Annotated in this window: 19 protein-coding genes and 2 tRNA genes; 17 read left to right on the forward strand and 4 right to left on the reverse strand. The window is 49.8% G+C overall.

Going from position 1 to position 22,110, the window contains the following annotated elements; genetic code table 11:
- From moaE to ACEN2G_RS02115, 3 genes are all read left to right on the forward strand, one after another.
- Positions 1-474, forward strand: a complete 474-nt coding sequence (gene moaE, locus ACEN2G_RS02105; RefSeq protein ID WP_442019808.1) for a molybdopterin synthase catalytic subunit MoaE — start codon at positions 1-3, stop codon at positions 472-474.
- A gap of 206 nt (positions 475-680) precedes the next feature.
- Positions 681-1,499, forward strand: a complete 819-nt coding sequence (locus ACEN2G_RS02110; protein WP_442019809.1) for a MetQ/NlpA family ABC transporter substrate-binding protein — start codon at positions 681-683, stop codon at positions 1,497-1,499.
- Positions 1,496-2,386 (forward strand): alpha/beta fold hydrolase, encoded by an 891-nt coding sequence (locus tag ACEN2G_RS02115; RefSeq protein ID WP_442019810.1) that lies wholly within the window; start codon positions 1,496-1,498, stop codon positions 2,384-2,386. The genes ACEN2G_RS02110 and ACEN2G_RS02115 overlap by 4 nt, the downstream gene beginning before the upstream one ends.
- Before the next feature lie 27 nt (positions 2,387-2,413).
- On the opposite strand, the gene ACEN2G_RS02120 is transcribed toward ACEN2G_RS02115, so the two are convergent.
- Entirely contained in the window at positions 2,414-2,674 is a 261-nt protein-coding gene (locus ACEN2G_RS02120; protein WP_442019811.1) for a DUF1289 domain-containing protein, read from the reverse strand.
- A 350-nt stretch (positions 2,675-3,024) separates the two neighbouring features.
- Between ACEN2G_RS02120 and ald the strand changes: the two genes are divergently transcribed.
- A complete protein-coding gene (ald, locus tag ACEN2G_RS02125; RefSeq protein ID WP_442019812.1) occupies positions 3,025-4,146 on the forward strand; it encodes an alanine dehydrogenase in 1,122 nt (373 codons plus the stop codon).
- Positions 4,147-4,205: 59 nt separating this feature from the next.
- On the opposite strand, the gene ACEN2G_RS02130 is transcribed toward ald, so the two are convergent.
- From ACEN2G_RS02130 to ACEN2G_RS02140, 3 genes are all read right to left on the reverse strand, one after another.
- The gene (locus ACEN2G_RS02130; RefSeq protein WP_442019813.1) at positions 4,206-4,457 is read right to left on the reverse strand and encodes a hypothetical protein; all 252 of its coding nucleotides are present in this window, start codon (positions 4,455-4,457) and stop codon (positions 4,206-4,208) included.
- A 3-nt stretch (positions 4,458-4,460) separates the two neighbouring features.
- Positions 4,461-5,180, reverse strand: a complete 720-nt coding sequence (locus ACEN2G_RS02135; RefSeq protein ID WP_442019814.1) for a M15 family metallopeptidase — start codon at positions 5,178-5,180, stop codon at positions 4,461-4,463.
- 71 nt (positions 5,181-5,251) lie between these two features.
- Entirely contained in the window at positions 5,252-5,617 is a 366-nt protein-coding gene (locus tag ACEN2G_RS02140; RefSeq protein ID WP_442019815.1) for an ArsC family reductase, read from the reverse strand.
- Positions 5,618-5,881: 264 nt separating this feature from the next.
- Between ACEN2G_RS02140 and ACEN2G_RS02145 the strand changes: the two genes are divergently transcribed.
- The 13 genes from ACEN2G_RS02145 (at position 5,882) to ACEN2G_RS02205 (ending at position 21,433) form a co-directional block, all read left to right on the forward strand.
- Positions 5,882-7,012 carry a GGDEF domain-containing protein gene (locus ACEN2G_RS02145; protein WP_442019816.1) on the forward strand — a complete coding sequence of 377 codons (1,131 nt, stop codon included), beginning with the start codon at positions 5,882-5,884 and terminating at the stop codon, positions 7,010-7,012.
- 135 nt (positions 7,013-7,147) lie between these two features.
- Positions 7,148-8,845: an NAD-dependent malic enzyme gene (locus ACEN2G_RS02150; RefSeq protein ID WP_442019817.1), complete on the forward strand. Its 1,698-nt coding sequence runs from the start codon at positions 7,148-7,150 to the stop codon at positions 8,843-8,845.
- 339 nt (positions 8,846-9,184) lie between these two features.
- Positions 9,185-10,489, forward strand: coding sequence for a trigger factor (tig, locus tag ACEN2G_RS02155; protein ID WP_442019818.1), 1,305 nt, complete (start codon positions 9,185-9,187; stop codon positions 10,487-10,489).
- An 87-nt stretch (positions 10,490-10,576) separates the two neighbouring features.
- The gene (gene clpP, locus ACEN2G_RS02160) at positions 10,577-11,200 is read left to right on the forward strand and encodes an ATP-dependent Clp endopeptidase proteolytic subunit ClpP (protein ID WP_442019819.1); all 624 of its coding nucleotides are present in this window, start codon (positions 10,577-10,579) and stop codon (positions 11,198-11,200) included.
- Positions 11,201-11,280: 80 nt separating this feature from the next.
- Positions 11,281-12,561 carry an ATP-dependent protease ATP-binding subunit ClpX gene (gene clpX, locus ACEN2G_RS02165; RefSeq protein ID WP_442019820.1) on the forward strand — a complete coding sequence of 427 codons (1,281 nt, stop codon included), beginning with the start codon at positions 11,281-11,283 and terminating at the stop codon, positions 12,559-12,561.
- Between the two features lie 262 nt (positions 12,562-12,823).
- Positions 12,824-15,175: an endopeptidase La gene (gene lon, locus ACEN2G_RS02170; RefSeq protein WP_442019821.1), complete on the forward strand. Its 2,352-nt coding sequence runs from the start codon at positions 12,824-12,826 to the stop codon at positions 15,173-15,175.
- 258 nt (positions 15,176-15,433) lie between these two features.
- Positions 15,434-15,709 (forward strand): nucleoid-associated protein HU-beta, encoded by a 276-nt coding sequence (gene hupB, locus ACEN2G_RS02175; protein WP_442019822.1) that lies wholly within the window; start codon positions 15,434-15,436, stop codon positions 15,707-15,709.
- Between the two features lie 115 nt (positions 15,710-15,824).
- Positions 15,825-17,723 carry a SurA N-terminal domain-containing protein gene (locus tag ACEN2G_RS02180; protein ID WP_442019823.1) on the forward strand — a complete coding sequence of 633 codons (1,899 nt, stop codon included), beginning with the start codon at positions 15,825-15,827 and terminating at the stop codon, positions 17,721-17,723.
- A gap of 201 nt (positions 17,724-17,924) precedes the next feature.
- Positions 17,925-18,566: a UvrY/SirA/GacA family response regulator transcription factor gene (gene uvrY / locus ACEN2G_RS02185; RefSeq protein ID WP_442019824.1), complete on the forward strand. Its 642-nt coding sequence runs from the start codon at positions 17,925-17,927 to the stop codon at positions 18,564-18,566.
- Positions 18,567-18,572: 6 nt separating this feature from the next.
- Positions 18,573-20,402, forward strand: coding sequence for an excinuclease ABC subunit UvrC (gene uvrC, locus ACEN2G_RS02190; RefSeq protein ID WP_442019825.1), 1,830 nt, complete (start codon positions 18,573-18,575; stop codon positions 20,400-20,402).
- Between the two features lie 47 nt (positions 20,403-20,449).
- Complete coding sequence (gene pgsA / locus ACEN2G_RS02195; protein ID WP_442019826.1) at positions 20,450-20,998, forward strand: CDP-diacylglycerol--glycerol-3-phosphate 3-phosphatidyltransferase; 549 nt, start codon at positions 20,450-20,452, stop codon at positions 20,996-20,998.
- 256 nt (positions 20,999-21,254) lie between these two features.
- Positions 21,255-21,328: transfer RNA gene (locus tag ACEN2G_RS02200), tRNA-Cys, on the forward strand.
- Positions 21,329-21,346: 18 nt separating this feature from the next.
- Positions 21,347-21,433: transfer RNA gene (locus ACEN2G_RS02205), tRNA-Leu, on the forward strand.
- Positions 21,434-22,110: the final 677 nt, after the last annotated feature.

A 22,110-nucleotide genomic window follows, 5' to 3' on the forward strand; every position in this document is an offset into this window, starting at 1 on the left:
ATGAGCCAAGTTCAAGTTCAGGTGCAAACTCAAGTTCAGATACAAACAGCAGACTTTGATATGGCCGCAGAATACGCCGCCTTAAGTGCGTCACACCAAACCGGTGCCGTGGTGACCTTTGTCGGTAAGGTACGGGAGATGAATGATGGCAATCAGGTGAGCGGTTTAACGCTTGAGCATTATCCGGGCATGACCGAAAAAGCGCTGCACGCTATTGTTGAACAAGCTCAAGCGCGCTGGCCATTATTGGGCTGCACTGTGATCCACCGTGTTGGTGCGTTGGCATTAGGTGACCAAATCGTGTTGGTGGCCGTGGCCAGCCAGCATAGAGACGCCGCCTTCGCCGCATGCCAATTTATTATGGATTACTTAAAAACCCAGGCACCGTTTTGGAAGAAAGAGCAAACTACTCACGGAGCCGTTTGGATAGAAGCTAAAGACAGCGACGCTCAAGCGGCAAAGAGTTGGGATTGAATAGATAAGGCCAAGCTACTAGCTAAAGACTTCTTCGCCACGGAATCCACAGAAACCACTGAAGAAAAGCCAAATCAAGAGCCAGGCAAGAAACACTCTGCTATGTAAGACCTTCTGTTTAGGTCGGTATAGCGCTTAATCTTTGGCTGATAGCTTACGGCTTCAAGCTTACCGCTGCCCGAAGGGCTTCATTTAAAGGAATCATAATGTCTTCATCTCTATTTTGTGGCTCGTTCTTGGCGCTCGCTTTGGCGGCGTTTTCTGGATCTGTTTTGGCGGTGGATGCGGATAAAAAAGAAATTGTGATTGGCACCACAGTGGGTGATTTTGCCGACATGGTCACCGAATCGGTTAAGCCCTATTTAGAGCAGCAGGGTTATAAAGTGAAGTTGGTAGAGTTTACCGACTATGTGATCCCCAATATTGCCTTGGCCGAAGGCGCCATAGATGTAAACTGCTTTCAGCATCAACCCTACCTTAAGAGCTTTATCAAAGACCGCCAGCTGGAATTAAGCCCTATTACTCAGGTGCCGACCGGGCCTATGGGTGTGTATGCTGGAAAGCTACCAATGCTCGATAAGGTAAAAGTTGGTAGCACAGTGGCGATTCCGAATGATCCCAGTAATCAGGCCCGCGCGCTGTTAATGCTGGCGGATTTAGGCTGGATCACCTTAAAGGCCGGTATCGACCCGTTAAAGGCCAGCGAGTTTGATATTGTCGAAAATAACAAGGGCATTAAGTTGCTGATGTTGGAAGCGGCGCAATTGCCACGTGCCCGTGCTGACGTGGATTTTGCGGTGATCAATGGCAACTACGCAGCCTCCAGCGGCATTGCGTTCACCGAGGGCTTGTTTTTAGAGCGCAGTTATGAATTTATCAACTGGGTGGTGGTACGCAGCGCCGATAAAGACGCGCCCTTTGTACAAGATGTCATCGATGCCTATAACTCAGCTGCTTTTAAAGATTACGCGGTTAAGCGCTTCGAGGGCTATAAATACCCTGAATCTTGGCAGCTGAAGCCGTGATCGTCGCTCATAAAAATTGGCAATTTGCGCGCCACGGCCGCAAGTTAGCTGTGATGGAGTGGGGGCCTGCCGAAAGCGTGCCAGAAAGTGCCACAATAGTTGCGCTGCATGGCTGGTTGGATAATGCCGCCAGTTTTAGCTTATTGGCTACGCTGTTGTCAGCATTAAAGCCAGAGCTGCGCATTATCGCCTTAGACTTTGCCGGTCACGGCTTTTCCGATCACTTGGGCGGCGGCCAGAGTTATTACAGCTGGGATCACGTGGCGGACGTTTATGCTTTGCTAGAGGAGCTTAAGCTCAAGCAAGTGGCGCTGCTCGGTCACTCACTCGGGGCGGGCGTGGCGACCTTATTCGCGGGGGCCTTTCCTGAACGTATCAGTCAGTTGTTTTTAATTGATGGCTTAGTGCCCTTAGCTTATCCAGTTGAAGAATTACCGCAATTAATGGCCAAAGCGGTGCGCCGTAGTGCCCGCTTAAGTGCCCGCAGCCTCAAACCATACGCCAGTTTTGAACAAGCGGTCGCAGCGCGGGTGAACAGCCGTTGGCCGGTAAGCAAAAGTGCCGCCATAGCGTTATTAGAACGCGGTCTGCAGCAGACTGAACAAGGTTGGGTGTGGCGCTCAGACATGGCGCTCACGCAACCGTCTTTAGTGCGCTTGTGTGAAGCGCAATTGGTGGCGTTCGTGCAGCAATTGAGCATGCCCGTTTTATTAGTAATGGCCGAGGGCGGCGAAGAGTTGGCGCTTCTTGAACTCTTATTAGAAGAAGTGCCTGATTTAACCTTGCATACCTTAGTGGGCAGCCATCATCTGCATTTAGAAGATAAGCCGGCTCAGTTAATTAGCGGTTGGATAAGCGCGCGGTTAGCGGCAAAGGTGAATGCTTAATTTTTAAATCTACAGGCAAATAGAGTTCTAAAACCCCAGCGAGTCTTGCGGTGGAGAGGTCTGCTCCTCCAAGGCCAGCTCAAGCTGGCGTTTGCGTATTACCGCCAACACGCGACGTTTACGATCTTGGCAAAGGCGGATCACCTCGCGTTTTTGACTGCTGCTGAATTTTAGCCAGTCAAAGCGTTCATCTCGGCTACGAAAACACCCCTTACAATAGCCTCTGTTATTCACCTGACACACGCCAATGCAGGGGCTGGCTACGTCGAAAAACTCCAGTTGTTCCATTTTGCTCCCTCCGCGCTGTCATTACTCCAAGCATACGTTAAAACATGCATAAATTAACTGGAACCTAGATTTAATGGAGCATATTTTAATCGCACCAGCAAGACTCAGGCCCCGCATTTTTGAGCGTTATCACGCAGGCTAAGCGCAATGGACGCCAGCTTAAGGCACCGTCATGGCTGAGTAATACAATGAATGGTTCAGAATATGAGTAACTTATAGTTATTAGGCAGGTAAACAATTTATTAGACAGGTAAAAAAAGCCTTAAATGAGCCTTATTCTGTTACGACGGCTGCTTTGTGTCTGCGCTGCGCTATAATGGCACCATTCAGGTATGCTCACAGAGGCAAAGATGTTCATCGGGGTTCCACGAGAAATTAAAAATCATGAATATCGGGTAGGATTAACACCCGGTGGCGTAAAAGAGTTGGTGCTCGATGGCCATCAAGTATTAGTGGAGTGCGGTGCCGGCGCTGGCATTGGTTTGGCGGATGCCGATTATGCGACAGCTGGCGCCGAGTTGGTGGCGGACGCTCGGGAAATTTATGCCCGATGCGAATTAATTATTAAGGTAAAAGAGCCCCAAGCCCATGAATATGACCAGCTAAAGCCCGACCAAGTTATTTTTACTTATTTGCACTTGGCGCCAGATCTGGCACAAACTCAAGGCTTATTGGCCTCAGGATGCACGGCCATTGCCTATGAAACGGTGACCGATCATAAAGGCGGTTTGCCCTTGCTGGCACCCATGAGCGAAGTGGCGGGGCGTATGGCCATTCAAGCCGGTGCTCATTGTTTAGAAAAAGCCCAAGGCGGGCGCGGTGTCTTGTTAGGTGGCGTCCCCGGCGTTTCACCGGCGCGCGTATTAGTGTTGGGTGGGGGCGTGGTGGGCGTAAACGCGGCGCGCATGGCCATGGGCTTAGGGGCGGATGTCACTTTGGTGGACTCTTCGCTTACCCGCTTAAAGGAATTGGATGCGCTCTACGGGCCAAATCTTAAAACCTTGTATTCGACCGTGGATAACATAGAGCGAGAATTAGTGCGCAGCGAATTGGTGATTGGTGCCGTCTTGATTGCCGGCGCGGCGGCGCCCAAATTAGTCACCAAAGCACAATTGGCACTGATGCCCAGAGGCGCTGTGCTAGTGGATGTGGCCATCGACCAAGGTGGTTGTTTTGAAACCAGCCGCGTTACCACTCATCAAGATCCCACTTATGAAGTAGACGGCATAGTGCATTATTGTGTGGCTAATATGCCGGGTGCCGTGGCCTATACCTCCACCTTCGCCTTGATTAACGCCACTTTGCCTTACGTGAAAGCCTTAGCGAATTTGGGCTGGAAAACTGCAATGCAAAATGATCCGCTCTTTGCGCAAGGATTAAATGTGCACCAAGGACAAGTTATTTGCCCCGCGGTCGCCGAAGCACACGGCTTAAGCCATACGCCCTTGCAACAAGTGTTAGCAGCTGGCTAATGTGCTCAATTAAGAGGCTGATGGCGTTCAGCGCCCTCAGCCTCTTACAGCACGCGTTGTTACTTTTCCTGCTTATCGTATTTTTGTTTCTGCTCGTCTTCTGGGTGGTACTCACCGGGTGGGACGGGCGGTACGCCCCAGTTTTCTTCTTTGGCTTTTTCTTTGCGTTCTTCCTGATCCCAATCTTTTAATTGCATTTTGTCGCGGTCTTTTTTCACCTGACGTTCTACGTTTTTGGTGTCTTTGAGGGCACTGACAAACAGGCCCACTACAAATAACAGCGGTAATGCAATCCAAAGCCAAGTACTCATAGGTTACTCCTCAGGCGTTTTGATATTGATAGTGTGCACATTAGCGGCATGAGCCAATAATGAGGGAGCAATAAAACGACTAAATATCGCGTCTAGTTGCTCAAGGATATGTGTTTTTCCACTGATCTGCTGGGTGCTTAACGCGCTGGCCACCAACGCCGGTGTTAACTGGCCGGCACATATTTTCGCCACCGGCATATAGCTTAGATGCCACGGCTCTCTGGCTACGCCGCCGTTTGCCTCGGCAAAAGGCAGGTAAAAACCAAAGCGCGCCATATTGTCGGCCAGCCATAAGCTCAGTGGATAAAAATAGCCGCCGGTGTCGTATTCCCATGGCTCTAGGGCTAACTTAGTATCGCTTGGCAATAAAGTAGGATCATATACGTCTAAGTCGCTGCCCCAATGGTGGCGGCTGGTGCCGGGCAGGGCGCTCCAGTGCAAGATGGCGTTAATACGATCTTTGGGCGGTAAACTTAACGTATCGAGCGGCTGGCTTGTGCTATCTAATACGGGTCTTTGGCCATCATACTTGCCATTCCAAATCGCCAACTGACGGCCAAAATCCCGATAGCTAGAGGCGGGCTGTAGGTTAAACCCCGCTTTTTGGGCCGCCGCTTGCATGCTGATAAAGGCGGCTTTAGCGGCGGGATGTAGACGATGCCCGGCTTCATCTAAATCCACAACGTGACAGTTTTTGAGTCCGAGTAAACAATCTGAATCCATAGCGGTTCCTAAGTTAAGCGAGACTGGCGGACGAGTTAGACAGCCCTGTCGAAAAATCACTTCAAAAACAATTATTTTGAACGCTGATCTTTCAAGAATAAGTCGGTGTACAAGGCGTCATTGAAGCCTAACACTAGCCGGTCTTCTACTTGTAATAGTGGGCGTTTGATCATGGCCGGTTGCGCGAGCAATAACTCAAACGCACTTTCTGCATCCAAGTTATCTTTTTGTTCGGCGGTTAATGCACGATAGGTGGTGCCTCTTTTATTCAGTACCGCCTCCCAGCCGAGTTGTTCTAACCAATTTTTTAGCTGAGTGGCATCTAAGCCATCTGCTCTGTGGTCGATAAATTGATAGGTTATTTCATGCTTGGTGAGCCAATTGCGGGCTTTTTTAATGGTGTCACAATTTTTAATACCATAGAGTTTGATGCTCAAGGTAAACTCCTCCTGCTGGTAACAAGGGCTGAAAATGTTAGCTAAACAGCGTCATATCGTAAGACTTGCCCTAGAGCCAAGTAATAAAACCGCATCTAGCGCAATGATTTTTCGTGGTTGGCATTATACACTGCCGCACATTGTTGGCTGCTGCTAATGTGCGGCATGGCAACATGGTTAGCAAATGGCTCATTCGTGTGTGGGCGTTGAATTAGGCCGTGGATCTTTGGCGTGAACTCTTGCGGGTGAAGGGATGTCACCACAATGGAATTTAAAAAGGGGAAGGAGTTGGAGATAAAAGAATACTGGAGTGATCACGCTCACTCGCGCGATTTTAAGCTTATCCGCATTGGTTTTGTGGCGGTACGTTTTCGCTGGCTGGTGACCTTGTTGATTATCGGCATCGCCGGCTGGATAGCGGTGGATTGGTGGGTGCTGGACGCAGCGCACTTTAAACTATTGTGGAAGGTACGCCTGATCACGGGTGCCATGCTCACCCCGTTATTACCACTCAGCTATTTGTGCAAACTTAATCGGCGTTGGATGGTGCTGTCGCTGTTTGCGCTACTGGTCGTCTTGCTTGCTTTTAACGCCGTGAGCTTATGGAGCTTTCGCGATGTTGCCACCATGCCGGCGGGTTATGTCGCCTTCCCGTATTTCTTATTGGCGTTACTCGCTGTGTTGCCGCTGCCGATACGTTCTGGGCTTAGGGTGGCGATATTAATCATAGCCGCCGTGCTGGGTACCGATTATTGGCTAGACTCTCATACCTTGAGTAATGGCCAACTGGTAGACAGAGTTTGGTTGCTGCTGTGTTTTAGCTTGGCCATGATGTGGGTGCAAAGTGGTCAGCTGCGCATGTTGCTGGATCTTTATCGGGAGTCGACTCGTGACCCGCTAACGCGGTTAATGAACCGCCGCCTATTTATGCAGCAATTGAACGCGGTGCGGCAAGAGTGCACAGCAGGGCAAAACTACACGCTTATCTTATGTGATTTGGATAAGTTTAAGCGCATTAACGACGAGCACGGTCACCTAATGGGTGATGAAGTCTTAGTCAGTGTGTCTACTACCTTGGTCGATCTCTTTGGGGCTGATGCCATGATAGCCCGTTACGGCGGTGAAGAGTTTATTGTGCTGTTACCGAACACCACACTCGAACAGGGGGTTCGCCAAGCGCAAACCTTACGCTTGGCTGTGGAGTCTCAGCCCATCGAAAACCCCTTGGATGAGACAGAGGTGATGGTGACTTTGAGTGCGGGTGTGGTGAGTGGCGATAAGCACAGCGATCTCACTTTGCTTATCAGTGGCGCAGATGAGGCTTTATATGAAGCTAAAAGCCAAGGGCGCAATTGTGTGGTGGCACATCAGCCGTCGATAACGGTAGCTTCATAGCATAAGACGAGAATAAGCCAAGGATAAGCGACGCAAGGTGTGGTTTGCGAAGTGGCCTTGGCTTATACTGGCGTCCAGCCCCCAATAATTCGAATCATAACTCCCCTGCGGACTATAACTTAAGCGAGATGTCTTATGCCCAAAGAGCATCATGAAAAACGTGCCCTCTATGTACCTTTTGCCGGACCTGCCTTATTAGAAACGCCATTGTTGAACAAAGGTGGTGCTTTTTCTAAGGATGAGCGCATTGCGTTCAACCTTGATGGTCTGCTGCCGCATAATATCGAAACCATTGAAGAGCAAGCGGCACGTGCTTACCAGCAGTACACTTCTTTTCAAAGCGATCTCGATAAGCATATTTACCTGCGTAATATTCAAGATACTAACGAAACCTTGTTTTATCGTTTGGTAAGCGACCACTTGAGTCTGATGATGCCCACTATTTACACGCCGACTGTGGGTCAGGCCTGTGAAGAGTTCTCTAACATCTATCGCCGTGCCCGTGGTTTATTTATCTCCTATCCGGATCGCGACCGCATCGACGACATTTTACAAAACGCCACTAAGCGTAATGTAAAAGTGATCGTGGTGACCGATGGCGAGCGTATTTTGGGCTTGGGCGACCAAGGCATAGGCGGCATGGGCATCCCAATTGGTAAGTTGTCTTTGTACACGGCCTGTGGCGGTATTTCTCCTGCTTACACCTTGCCAGTGGTACTGGATGCCGGTACCAATAACCAGCAGCTGCTGAACGATCCTATGTACATGGGGTGGCGTAACCCCCGTGTAACGGGTGAAGAATACGAAGCATTTGTTGATGCCTTTATTAAAGCGGTGAAGCGTCGCTGGCCCAATGTGCTGTTGCAGTTTGAAGACTTCGCACAGAAAAACGCCATGCCACTGCTCAATCGTTATAAAGACGAACTGTGCTGCTTTAACGATGACATTCAAGGCACGGCAGCCGTGACCTTGGGTTCACTGTTGGCCGCGTGTCAGGCCAGTGGTAGCAAGTTGTCTGAGAAAAAAGTGGCCTTCTTGGGGTCAGGCTCAGCGGGTTGTGGTATCGCCGAACAAATCGTTGCACAAATGAAAGCCGAAGGCTTAAGCGACGAGAAAGCGCGCGAGCGCGTGTTCATGGTGGACCGTTTTGGTTTGATCACCGACAACATGCCAAATCTGGTGGACTTTCAGCGCCCATTAGCGCAAACCGTCGCAAGCGTTAGCGATTGGGATACAGCCGGCGAAAACATTTCGCTGTTGGAAGTGATGCATAATGCTAAGCCCGACATCTTAATTGGTGTGTCTGGTCAGCCAGGTTTGTTCACTAAAGAAGTGATCCAGACCATGCACTCCCATTGTGCGCGCCCAATTGTATTCCCGCTGTCTAACCCGACTTCGCGTGTTGAAGCCACCCCAGAAGACATTATCAACTGGACCGACGGCCAAGCACTGGTTGCGACCGGCAGCCCGTTTGCGGCTGTAGAATATAAGGGCAAGTTGTTTGACATAGTACAGTGCAACAACTCCTACATATTCCCTGGTATTGGCTTGGGCGTGTTGGCCTGTGGTGCTAATCGCGTGACTGATGCCATGCTGATGTCGGCTAGCCGCGCTTTAGCCGCATGCTCACCGATGGCAACTGACCCAGACGGCGCCTTATTGCCGCCGTTAAAAGACATCCAGCATGTGAGCCGTCAAATTGCTAAAACGGTGGCGAAAACCGCACAACTGCAAGGTCATGCCTTACAGATGTCGGATGCGGCACTGGATGCGGCCATAGAAGCTAACTTCTGGACCCCTGAATATCGCCAATACCGCCGTGTTTCTTTCTAAGAACACCCAGTGAGTTGTCGAACAGTGAGCGACTTTCGTTAACATAAAGTCGCAAAAAAGGCATGCTTAGGCATGCCTTTTTGTTAATAGTGAAAAATAAGCGTGTAAAAAGTATTTTTTGTTACGGTTAATGGCTTGAAATGCGGCGCTTAGCCCTCATATATCTTAACCTAGCTTAGATACGCTCGACGCTGCCAGTGTGCACCGTTATAATGCCGCGTCTTATTTGCCGTGAAAATGTGGTCTAACCTCGCTTTCATCAAAATTCAAGGAAGCAGCCCAGGCTGTTTTAAATCAATCACAGCGCTGTGACGCGCCGTAAAACATTGAGGTAGAAGAATGCAAGTTTCACTTGAAACGACTCAAGGCCTGGAACGCCGCCTGACCATTACCGTGCCTGCCGCTAAAGTAGATGGCGAAGTAAACGGCCGTCTGCGCCAACTGGCTAAAACTCGTCGCATCGACGGTTTCCGCCCTGGCAAAGCGCCACTGACTGTTATCCAAAAAATGTTTGGCGCCTCAGTGGAAGCCGATGTAGCTGGCGACTTAATGCAGCGTAATTTTTTTGAAGCTGTGATCAGTGAAAAACTGAACCCAGCCGGCATGCCGACCATGGAGCCTGCTCCAATTAAAGCCGGTCAAGATTTTACCTTTACCGCCACTTTTGAAGTGTACCCAGAAGTAGAAGTAAAAGGCTTAGACGCCATCAGCATCGAAAAGCCACAGTCTGCAGTACAAGATGCAGACTTGGATAAGATGGTTGTTACCCTGCAAAAGCAGCACGCCGATTGGGCCGATGTTGAGCGCGCAGCAGCCATTGATGACCGTGTAACCATGAACTTCGTGGGCTCCGTAGACGGTAGCGAATTTGACGGTGGCGCAGCCAACGACTTCGTACTGGTATTGGGCTCAGGCCGCATGATCCCAGGCTTCGAAGATGGTTTGCTGGGCAAGAAAGCCGGTGAAGAATTCACATTAGAAGTGAACTTCCCAGAAGATTACCATGCTGAAAACTTGAAAGGTAAACCGGCTCAGTTCGCGGTTACCGTGACTAAAGTTGAAGCTCAAGAGTTGCCAGAGCTGACTGAAGAGTTTGTTAAGCGTTTTGGCATTGCTGATGGTTCACTGGATGGCTTGAAAGCCGAAGTGCGTAAGAACATGGACCGTGAACTGGCCCAAGCACTGAAAGCCTCTGTTAAAGAGCAAGTGATCAACGGTTTACTGGAGCAAAACCCAGTTGACGTACCTCAGTCTTTGATCGACAACGAAATCGAAACCCTGCGCAAGCAAGCCATGCAGCGTTTTGGTGGTCTGGATCAGAAGAATGCGCCGCAGTTACCGGCAGAGCTGTTCCAAGAGCAAGCTGAGCGTCGCGTACGCGTTGGTTTGTTGTTGGGCGAAGTGATCAAGAAAAACGAGATCAAAGCCGACGACGCTAAAGTACAAGAAATCATCACCGGCATGTCTTCTGCTTATGAAGATCCGTCTGAAGTGGTTGCTTATTACAACGAAAACCCAGAATTGCTGGAAAACGTACGTAATTTAGCCATTGAAGATCAAGCCATTGAGCTGATTCTTAGCCAAGCTAAGGTTTCCGATAAGCAAGTAAGCTTCGACGAACTGATGAATAAGCAAGGCGCTTAAGAACAGTTGACTTAGGCGTTAAACTCTTGCGTATAATGGCCCTAGTGTAAGTGCACTTGGGCCATTTTGTTTTAGGGACTATATCTGATGTCAAATTTCCATGATCCAATGATGAGCCACCCGATGGCGGCGCTCATTCCTATGGTGGTTGAGCAAACTGCCAAAGGTGAGCGTTCTTACGATATCTATTCTCGCTTATTAAAAGAGCGCGTTATTTTTCTGACCGGCCAAGTAGAAGACCACATGGCCAACCTGATCTGTGCCCAATTGCTGTTTTTGGAATCAGAAAATCCAGAAAAAGATATTCATTTGTATATCAACTCACCGGGTGGCTCTGTGACTGCAGGCATGTCAATTTACGACACCATGCAGTTTATTAAGCCAAACGTCAGCACGCTGTGCATGGGGCAAGCGGCCTCTATGGGCGCGTTTTTATTAGCCGGTGGCGAAAAAGGTAAGCGCTTTGTGTTGCCTAACAGCCGAGTGATGATCCACCAGCCGTTAGGCGGTTTTCAGGGCCAGGCGTCGGATATTCAAATTCACGCCAAAGAAATTCTCTATATTAAAGAGAAGCTCAACCGCTTGCTGGCCGAGCACACGGGCCAAGACCTATCTATTATTGAACGCGATACTGACCGCGATAACTTTATGTCTGCGCAAACAGCTAAAGAATACGGCATAGTCGACGAAGTCCTGTTTAAGCGCGATTAAGCAAAGCGGGGAGGGGTGCGATACACTTTATCTAAGAGTGAGCGAGCGCTCCTCAGCCAGTACGCAAATGAGGTGACTGAATGACTGAAAAACGCAAGGGCGAAGGGGATGGCGGCAAACTGCTGTACTGTTCTTTTTGTGGAAAAAGCCAACACGAAGTGCGCAAACTTATAGCCGGCCCTTCCGTCTACATTTGTGACGAATGTGTCGAGCTCTGCGAAGACATCATTCAAGAAGAGATCAAAGACATATCTCCGAAATCTGAGGGTGATGCTCTGCCGACGCCCCACGAAATTCGCGCTAATTTAGATGACTATGTCATTGGTCAAGATCACGCGAAGAAAGTGTTAGCCGTGGCCGTGTATAACCACTACAAGCGACTGCGTAACGCGGGCGTGACTGATGGCGTAGAATTGGGTAAGTCCAATATCTTGCTGATCGGCCCGACCGGTTGCGGTAAAACCTTGCTTGCCGAGACCTTAGCCCGCTTATTGGATGTGCCGTTTACCATGGCCGATGCCACCACCTTAACCGAAGCCGGTTATGTGGGGGAAGACGTGGAAAACATCATCCAAAAGCTGCTGCAAAAATGTGACTACGACGTAGAAAAAGCCCAGCGCGGCATCGTCTATATCGATGAAATTGATAAAATTTCTCGTAAGTCAGACAACCCTTCTATTACCCGTGATGTGTCCGGTGAAGGCGTGCAGCAAGCGCTGTTGAAACTGATTGAAGGCACCATTGCCTCTGTGCCGCCCCAAGGCGGGCGCAAGCATCCTCAGCAAGAGTTTTTGCAGGTTGATACCTCAAAAATTCTGTTTATCTGTGGCGGCGCTTTTGCCGGTCTTGATAAGGTGATAGAGCAGCGTTTAGATAAAGGCACCGGCATTGGTTTTGGCGCCCAAGTGAAGAGCAAAGATAACCGCTCTTCCTTAAGCCAAACCTTTACTCAAGTGGAACCGGAAGATTTGGTGAAATACGGTCTGATCCCTGAGTTCATCGGTCGTTTGCCGGTAGTGGCAACCTTGACTGAACTAGACGAAGCGGCATTGGTGCAGATCTTGTCTGAGCCGAAGAACGCATTGACCAAGCAATATGGTGCGTTATTTGCTCTCGAAAACGTTGAACTGGAGTTTCGTGACGACGCCTTACGCGCCATTGCCCACAAGGCCATGGAGCGCAAGACGGGTGCACGAGGCCTACGCTCTATCGTTGAAGCGGTATTACTCGATACTATGTACGACCTGCCTGCACAAAGTGAGGTCGCCAAGGTAGTAATCGATGAAACCGTGATCAAGGGTGAGTCTACGCCATTACTGATTTATCAGAAAAGTGAGCCCCAAGCGGCATCGGGCGATTAAACTGTGCCTCTGGCGATGAATAAGAAAAACGCGGCTTAGGCCGCGTTTTTTGTTTTAAAAGCCTAATTGCGCGCGCCGGTCGTCGATTAGCTGATTATCTATAAATGACGTTTTAATCATCAATTGCGTCATTTTTAAGCGGTTTAAAGGGTCTTTATGGCCCTTTTTCCGTTTTTGGCTATTCAATGATTGAATCTTCTGATCTAGCCCCCATATACTGCCTCAAGCGCTTATTACATTGCATTCAAGCTGAGAGGACACTATGACCCTAGAGCGTTGTGAACGCATCGACACCCCCGTTTTGCCTCTCCGTGACGTGGTGGTATACCCACATATGGTGATCCCACTGTTTGTGGGCCGGGAAAAGTCCATTCGCTGCCTAGAAGCAGCCATGGAACAAGATAAAAAAGTATTGTTGATCGCCCAAAAAGACGCGGCGACCGATGATCCCAAGGCCGACGAGCTTTACGACGTGGGTACTGTGGCCAATATTCTACAACTGCTCAAGCTGCCAGACGGTACCGTAAAGGTGCTAGTGGAAGGTGGCCAGCGTGCGCGGTTGGAAAATTTACGTGAAGTAGATGGCTTTTATGTGGCCGAAGCGCAGTATTTAGAATCTGCGCCCATGGCCGAGCGTGAGCAAGAAGTGTTAGTACGCTCCGCCATCACCCAATTTGAAAGCTACATCAAGCTCAACAAGAAGATCCCACCTGAGGTATTAACCTCGCTGTCTGCCATCGAAGACGCCGCTCGTTTGGCTGACACCATGGCCGCGCACATGCCGCTTAAGCTTGAAGATAAGCAAAAAGTGCTAGAAATGACGGAAATAGGTGAGCGTCTAGAATATCTGATGGCCATGATGGAATCAGAAATGGACGTGCTGCAAGTGGAGCGTCGCATTCGCGCCCGCGTGAAAAAGCAGATGGAAAAGAGCCAGCGCGAGTATTACCTCAACGAGCAGATGAAGGCGATTCAAAAAGAATTGGGCGAGATGGACGATGTGCCCGACGAATTTGAAGCACTGCAACAGAAGATTGAAGATGCGGGCATGAGCGAAGAAGCCCGCACTAAAACGGACGCCGAGTTTGCCAAGCTGAAGATGATGTCACCTATGTCTGCGGAAGCGACAGTGGTGCGCAGCTACATCGACTGGATGGTGTCCGTGCCTTGGAAGAAAAAATCCAAGGTGAAGAAAGACTTAACTAAAGCCGAAGAGATGCTTAATGCGGATCACTACGGCCTAGAAAAGGTCAAAGAGCGCATTATTGAGTATCTGGCGGTGCAAAGCCGTATGGCTAAGCTAAAAGGCCCCATACTCTGTCTCGTTGGGCCTCCGGGCGTGGGTAAAACCTCACTGGGTCAGTCGATTGCTAAAGCCACGGGCCGTAAATACGTGCGTATGGCGCTGGGTGGTGTGCGTGACGAGGCGGAAATTCGCGGTCACCGTCGTACCTACATCGGCTCATTGCCGGGCAAGCTTATTCAGAAAATGGCCAAAGTCGGCGTGCGCAACCCGCTGTTCTTGCTTGATGAAATCGATAAGATGGCCTCCGATATGCGTGGCGATCCGGCTTCGGCCTTGTTAGAAGTGCTGGATCCTGAGCAAAACAACAGCTTTAACGATCACTATCTAGAAGTGGACTACGACTTATCCGATGTGATGTTTGTCGCCACCTCTAACTCCATGAATATTCCGGGTCCATTATTGGACCGCATGGAAGTGATCCGTTTGTCCGGTTACACGGAAGACGAAAAGCTCAATATTGCCAAAAATCACCTATTGGATAAGCAAATCGAGCGTAACGGCTTGAAGAGCAGTGAAATTACCATTGAAGACTCGGCAATCGTGGGCATTATTCGCTATTACACCCGTGAAGCGGGCGTACGTAGCCTAGAGCGTGAAATTTCTAAGCTGTGCCGCAAGGCGGTGAAAGAAATCATGCTCAATAAAGCCATTAAGCATGTGCAGATCAATCAAGAAAACCTAAAAGATTATCTGGGCGTGCAGCGCTTTGATTACGGCAAAGCCGAAGATCATAATCAAGTAGGCCAAGTGACCGGTTTAGCTTGGACTGAAGTGGGTGGCGAGCTGCTGACCATAGAAGTGGCTAACGTACCCGGCAAGGGCAAGCTCACCTATACGGGCTCCTTGGGCGATGTAATGAAAGAGTCGGTACAAGCCGCCATGACGGTGGTGCGTGCGCGCAGCGACAAGTGGCGCATCAATAGCGATTTCCATGAAAAGCGTGATATTCACGTGCACGTGCCAGAAGGCGCGACACCGAAAGACGGCCCCAGTGCCGGTGCGGCCATGTGTACGGCCTTGGTGTCGAGCTTAACCGGTAATCCGGTGCGCGCCGATGTGGCCATGACAGGTGAAATTACCTTACGTGGTGAAGTGCTGCCGATTGGTGGTTTAAAAGAGAAGCTGTTGGCGGCCCGTCGGGGTGGCATAAAAATGGTACTGATCCCCAAAGAAAACGAGCGTGATTTGGAAGATATTCCCGAAAACGTGAAGCAGGATTTGGAGATACGTCCGGTGCGCTGGATTGAAGAAGTACTGGAATTGGCTCTGGAACAACCACCAGAACGCTTTTCTGTGACCTCAGCATAAGGTTTTTCGCGTGTGGGAGTGGTTTCTGACTTGTCAGCAGCCCTCACACGCAGTAGCCTTGGGGCACTTTATTTAACTGGCGCTGCGTATGGATGGCAGCGTTTAGATGACGGAGACTGCCAGTTGTTAGGCCGTCGCTCAGGTTTGAGTGATGTTATCCGTATCGCAATGACCATCTCACAATAACCATCTTACAATAACAATGTTAACGTAACGTTTGCTCATAACAGCTGCGGATACACGACAAGGGGAATGACCGTGAATAAATCTCAACTGATCGATAAGATTGCCGAAGGCGCCGATATTACTAAAGCTGCGGCTGGCCGTGCTTTGGATGCATTTGTTGACTCTATTACCGAAACACTAAAAGAAGGCGACACCGTCTCTTTAGTAGGTTTTGGTACTTTCTCTGTGCGTGAGCGCGCAGCACGTACCGGTCGTAATCCACAAACCGGTGCCGCTATCGAGATTGCTGCTGCCAAAACCCCAGGTTTTAAAGCCGGTAAAACTCTGAAAGACGCCGTTAATAACTAAGACGGCGTTTAGATGAGACTTAGCCCAAGCTAAGGCATGACGAGAAGGCGCATCACACGGTGCGCTTTTTTTTCGATTATAAGAGACACCCCTTTAGCGGGAGTAACAATAGATTATGTTTTTTGACAAACTCAGAGCGGGCGCCCAGAGCACCGTTTCCAAGGTCATTTTAGGCCTGATTATTTTATCGTTTGCGCTGGCGGGCGTGGGTAGTTATGTGACTCAGCCTAAAGCCGAAGTGGCTGCTGTGGTCAATGGCGAAGATATTAGCGCTCAGGCGCTAGAAAACGCCTACCGCAATGAACGTGCGCGCTTAGAAAGTCAGTTAGGCCCGCAGTTTAGTGCCCTGTTATCTGATCCGCTTTATGTAGAGCAGCTACGTCGTTCTGTATTAGAGCAATTGATTGAACAGCGCTTAGTCGATCAAAAAGTGGCTGAGCTGGGCCTTTACGCCAGCGACAATCAAGTGCGTGATGCGATTCGTGCCTTACCCGAATTTCAAGTAGACGGACAGTTCAGCAATGAACGCTACCAGCAGTTGCTGTCTCGCAGTGGCATCAGCGCCGATCAACTGCGCGATAATATCCGCCAAGACTTGAGCCGTCAGCTGCTATTAACCTCGCTGGTTGACTCCAGCTTTGCCTTAACCGCCGAAACGGACTTATTAGATAAGCTCAGCCGCCAGCAGCGTGATGCCGAATGGGTGCGTATTCCGCTGAGCGATTTCGCCGCACAGGTCACTTTAAGTGAAGAGCAAGTTAAAGCCTATTACGATGCTAACTTGGCGCGTTTCCAGCGCCCCGAGCAAGTGAAGATCAACTATTTGTTGTTGGACACCCACAGCCAAGCCGCCGAGAAAGTGTCTGATCAGGCCATTGAAGAAGAATATCAAGCCAACCTTAAATCTTATCAACAGCCTGCAGAGCGCCAAGTGGCGCACATCATGATCAACAAGGGTAAGGATGGCAAAGCTAAGATAGACGCCATCGCCGCTAAATTGGCCGCCGGTGAGTCATTTGCCGAGTTAGCCAAAACAGAGTCCGATGATGCGTTTTCTGGCGAGCAGGGTGGCGACTTAGGTTGGATTGAGCAAGATACCTTAGACCCCGCTTTTGATCAGGCAGCCTTTGCTTTAACCGCAGTAGGTGAGGTGTCACCTGTGGTTGAAACGAATGATGGCTTTCATTTAATTAGCTTGTTAGCGCAAAAAGACGGTCAGACCAAACCCTTCTCTGAGGTGCGTGACGCCATAGCGACACGCCTCGCGAAAGAGCAAGCGGCCAGCGCCTTTTATGAGCAAGAGCAGCGTTTAGCCGAGCTTGCGTTTGAATTTCCTGACTCCTTAGACATGGCAGCACAAGAGCTGGGATTAAAAGTGATCTCTACTGACTTCTTCTCTGCCGAAGATGCGCCTTTACTGCTGAAAGATCCAAAAGTGATAACTCACGCATTTTCTGCCGAGCTGCGTGAGCAAGGTATGAACTCAGAAGTGATTGAGTTGGGTGATAACAAAGCCGTGGTTATTCATGTGGTTGAGCAGCGCCCAGCGGCACCGCTCGAGTTTGCTGATGTGGAGTCACAAGCCCGTGAACAAGCCACTGCGCTTAAAACTGCAGAACTAGCAGAGCAAGCTGCGGCTGAACTGGTGTCGGTTTGGTCTAAGGGGGAGCAAGGCCCTTGGTTGAGCGCACATCAGCTTTCTATCACTGAGCTATCAACCATTACGCGCGAAAGCGAGCAAGACCCAGCGCTGATTAGTGCCTTGTTTGCTATGCCTGCGCCCAAAGCCGATGCGGCCAGTGTGCAGCAGGTAACGCTGAATGACGGTGGCTTGGCGGTGGTGAAGTTGAATAAAGTGACGACACCGACCGACAGTTCTGAGTTGCAGACACAAATCCAAGCAGGGCAAAGCGCCATTCAAGGCCAAAGAGAATACCAGAGCTTGATCTTGGCATTGAAAAGCTCCGCCAAGATCAAGTATGGTGAAGTAGCGGCTTCGCCAGACGATTTCTAATAAATTCAATTTATTTCAATAATATAAGGCGCTACGGCGCCTTATATTATAATAAATTATTGTTATAAAAATCGATATGTAGCGTTTATTAATAAGCAATCAATGCCGAGCTTAAGCAGCGTTTTCTTTTCTCAGGTAACTTCGTTATGATGCGGTGTAGATATATTTTATATAACCAGTTAACGCAGTCGGGAGCATCTTTTGATTAACGTATTCTTGGTTGATGACCATGAGTTAGTGCGTACAGGGATCCGCCGCATACTTGAAGACGTCAAAGGAATGAAAGTGCTGGGCGAGGCTAAAAGCGGCGAAGAAGCCGTGCTTTGGTGTCGTGAGCAGCAGCCAGACGTGGTGTTGATGGACATGAATATGCCGGGCATTGGCGGTCTGGAAGCGACCCGTAAAATATTGCGAGCCAGTCCAGAAATTAAAATTATCGTGCTCACCATACATACCGAAAATCCTTTCCCCACTAAGGTGATGCAAGCCGGTGCCAGCGGTTACCTGACTAAGGGGGCGGCACCGGATGAAATGATCAACGCCATTCGCTTAGTGCATAGCGGCCAGCGTTATATTTCGCCGGAAATTGCCCAGCGCATGGCCTTGAGTCAATTCTCGAACGATGAAAATCCCTTTAAGCAGTTGTCTGAGCGAGAGCTGCAGATCATGTTAATGATCACCAAAGGGCAGCGGGTGCCCGATATCTCTGAACAGTTAAGTTTAAGCCCTAAAACCGTGAACAGTTACCGTTATCGGCTATTTAGTAAGCTGGATATTAACGGCGATGTGGAGCTCACTCATTTAGCGATTCGCTATGGCATGTTGGATGCGGAAAAAATTTAAGCGCTAATGAGTGCCCCCTTTGATGCGAAAGCCTTTCTTGCCGTTGTAACCGATCAGCCCGGCGTGTATCTGATGTTTGATGATGCCGGGGTGATTATTTATGTGGGCAAAGCCAAAAATCTAAAAAAGCGGCTGTCTTCTTATTTCCGTACTCAGGTGAGCGGCGAGAAGACACGTGCGCTGGTGCGCAATATTCGTGATGTGCAGGTCACGGTGACCCACACCGAGACCGAAGCCTTGATTTTAGAGCACAATCTGATCAAGCAGCATCTGCCGCGTTACAACGTCTTGTTGCGTGATGATAAATCTTATCCTTATATCTTGATCAGCGATCACCTCCATCCTCGCATTGGTCTGCACCGCGGTGCGCGTAAGAAAAAGGGCGAGTATTTTGGCCCTTATCCGAATGGGGCTGCGGTGCGTGAAAGCCTGCATCTGATGCAAAAGCTGTTTCCGGTGCGCCAATGCGAAGACAGCGTCTATGCCAATCGCTCGCGTCCCTGTTTATTGTATCAACTGAAGCGTTGCGCAGGCCCTTGTGTAAAAGGGCTGGTGAGCGAAGAAGAGTACGATCATCAATTGCAGTTGGCGCGCTTGTTCTTACAGGGTAAAAACCAGCAAGTGCTGCAAGATGTAGCCAACAGCATGGAGGTGGCCAGTCACGAGCTGCGTTTTGAAGACGCGGCCAAGTATCGGGATCAATTACAGGCGCTGCGCCGCGTGCAAGAGCAGCAGTTTGTGAGCGGCAATCTGCAAGATGACATGGACGTACTGGGCTTGGCGCTATCACAGCACCAAGCCTGTGTGCAGGTGTTGTTTATTCGCCAAGGCAAGATACTGGGCAGTCGCAGTTATTTCCCTAAGATGCCAGCGGACACCGACGCCGAAGAAATTCTGCAAAGCTTCGTGCTGCAGTTTTACTTGGCCGGCATTGGTGGGCGAGAAGCGCCGACCGAGATCTTACTCGAGCAAACCTTGACCGACGAAGACGTACTCAGTGACACCCTGAGTCAACATTATGGCCGGCGCATTAAGTTACGTAGCCGCACGCGTGCAGAGCGGGCGCGCTTTGTAAAGCTTGCCACCACCAATGCCCAAACCGCCTTGGCCAGTCGCTTGGCGCACAAGAGCACCCAACGCCAACGCTTATTACAACTAGAAGAAGTGCTGGCTTGCCCGCCGATTTTGCGCATGGAATGCTTCGATATCTCACACACCATGGGCGAAAAAACCGTGGCTTCTTGTGTGGTCTTCAATCAAGAAGGCCCACAAAAAAGTGAGTATCGGCGCTTTAATATCACCAATATTACCCCTGGCGACGATTATGCCGCCATGGAGCAAGCCTTGAGCCGACGCTTTCATCAAGCGGACATCGATAAACTACCAGATATCTTATTTATTGATGGCGGCTTAGGGCAGTTGGCCCGCGCCGAGGAAGTGATCGCCCGTGAGCTGGCCGACAGCCCGCGCCAGCCATTATTAATTGGCGTGGCAAAAGGCGTGACCCGCAAGGCGGGGCTAGAAACCTTAGTGATGGGGGGCAGTCATGAAGAGCGCCATTTACCGGCTGATTTACCTGCCTTGCACCTTATTCAACATATACGTGATGAATCTCATCGCTTTGCCATTACCGGCCACCGCGCCCAGCGTGGCAAGGCGAGAACCACCAGTACCTTAGAAACCATACCCGGCGTAGGCGCTAAGCGACGTCAGGCTTTGCTAAAGTATTTAGGTGGCATACAAGAAGTAAAGCGCGCCAGTATTGACGAGCTAGCCAAAGTACCCGGCATTAGTCAAGCTTTGGCAGAAAAAATCCACGATGCATTGCATCACTAAACCGCATCATGCACCATGGACGAGCATGAACTTATGGCGTTAAAACAATGATAAATATACCGAATTGTGTCACCTTTTTTCGATTACTGCTGATCCCTGTGTTCATCATACTGTTTTATATACAGTTTGATGGCGCAAATATGTGGGCGGCGGGTGTGTTTGCGCTGGCTGCCGGCACCGATTGGCTGGATGGCTTCTTAGCCCGCACCCTCAAGCAAACGACGCCCTTTGGTGCCTTTCTCGATCCGGTGGCCGACAAGGTGATGGTGGCGGCGGCGTTGATCATCATAGTGGAAGACTACAATACGGCCCTGGTGACCATACCGGCTCTTGTCATGATCGGGCGTGAAATCATTATATCGGCACTGCGCGAATGGATGGCGGAGATTGGTCAGCGTTCGCAAGTGGCGGTAAGTTGGATTGGTAAGTGGAAAACCACCATACAGATGGTGGCGCTCACCGGCCTGATTTGGCAGTACAACATGTACATGATTTGGGCCAGTTATATCTTGTTATACGTAGCGACCATCTTGACCCTGTATTCTGCGTACGATTATTTAAGAGCCGCTTGGGGTGATTTGACTCGACCCGCTTAAATAACAAGCAGTCAGTTCTAAAGGGGGCGCAGTGTGGCAGATAATCGCCAAGCGACAGAGGGTGTTTTTCATCCTCACTGCCTAGTTTTAGTGAGTCATATTTGTTGTTTAATGATTGAAAAGATTACTAAATATACAAAAAAAGCCATTAGCGTTTAAAAAGTGTGCGAACGAACTTTTAAGTATAAATTAGAGTTGCTTTAGGCGCGGGAATCATTAAAATGCCTAGCAAGTGAGTGAGGCAAGCAACTCAAACGGCGCGTTAGCAAAGCGGTTATGCAGCGGATTGCAAATCCGCGTAGTCCGGTTCGACTCCGGAACGCGCCTCCAGCCTCATGTATCTAGTCTGCCCGGATGGTGAAATCGGTAGACACAAGGGATTTAAAATCCCTCGCTCGAAAGGGCGTGCCGGTTCAATTCCGGCTCCGGGCACCAAAAGCAAAACAAGAGAGCCACTCGCAAGAGTGGCTTTTTTGTGTCTGAAATTTGGCAAAATTAAGCACCAAGCACCAAGCACCAAGCACCAAGCACCAAGCACCAATCCCAACAAAAACCACCTTACCCTGTAGCCGCCACGTTTGTTAATTTGTAGCCGCCAATTTATTCGGCGGGCCAGCGGAGCTGGATAGTTCTAAATTTTACTGGGGCGGGCTGCGAGCCTTTAGCTACTACGCAGTAAGTTGTGAGTACCGAGCAACGAGGCCGCAGGCTTGCCTCCGCCAACGCGCTAAGCTGCATCCATGCGACGCTCGGCAAATGCCGTCCATGGCATTCGACGGTTGGCTACGGCAACTCCTACCGCCTCTCCCTCCTATCACGAGTCATCTGCGGTAATACAGAGATAACTAGAGCCGCCGTTCCAGCAGCGAGACTGTAGATCAGACTGGTTTTAACCCTGAGTATTAAAATGCCATAACTGTTGTTCACGTGACGCCATAGACTTATTCCTGAGGGAGCGGGAAATGCAGGTCGACATATAACTGGCTTAAAAATGGATTTGCAATTGTTGCGGGGCAGGACAATTGATTTTAAACGCTTAAGTTATTTCCCCAAGCTTGGGAATGACATTCTTTAGGTTCCAAGGTAAGCTCTCTTGCATACGAATTATGGGC

Origin of the sequence: Oceanisphaera sp. W20_SRM_FM3, from assembly GCF_052119705.1 — a bacterium.
In the GTDB taxonomy this organism is placed as follows: Bacteria; Pseudomonadota; Gammaproteobacteria; order Enterobacterales; family Aeromonadaceae; genus Oceanimonas.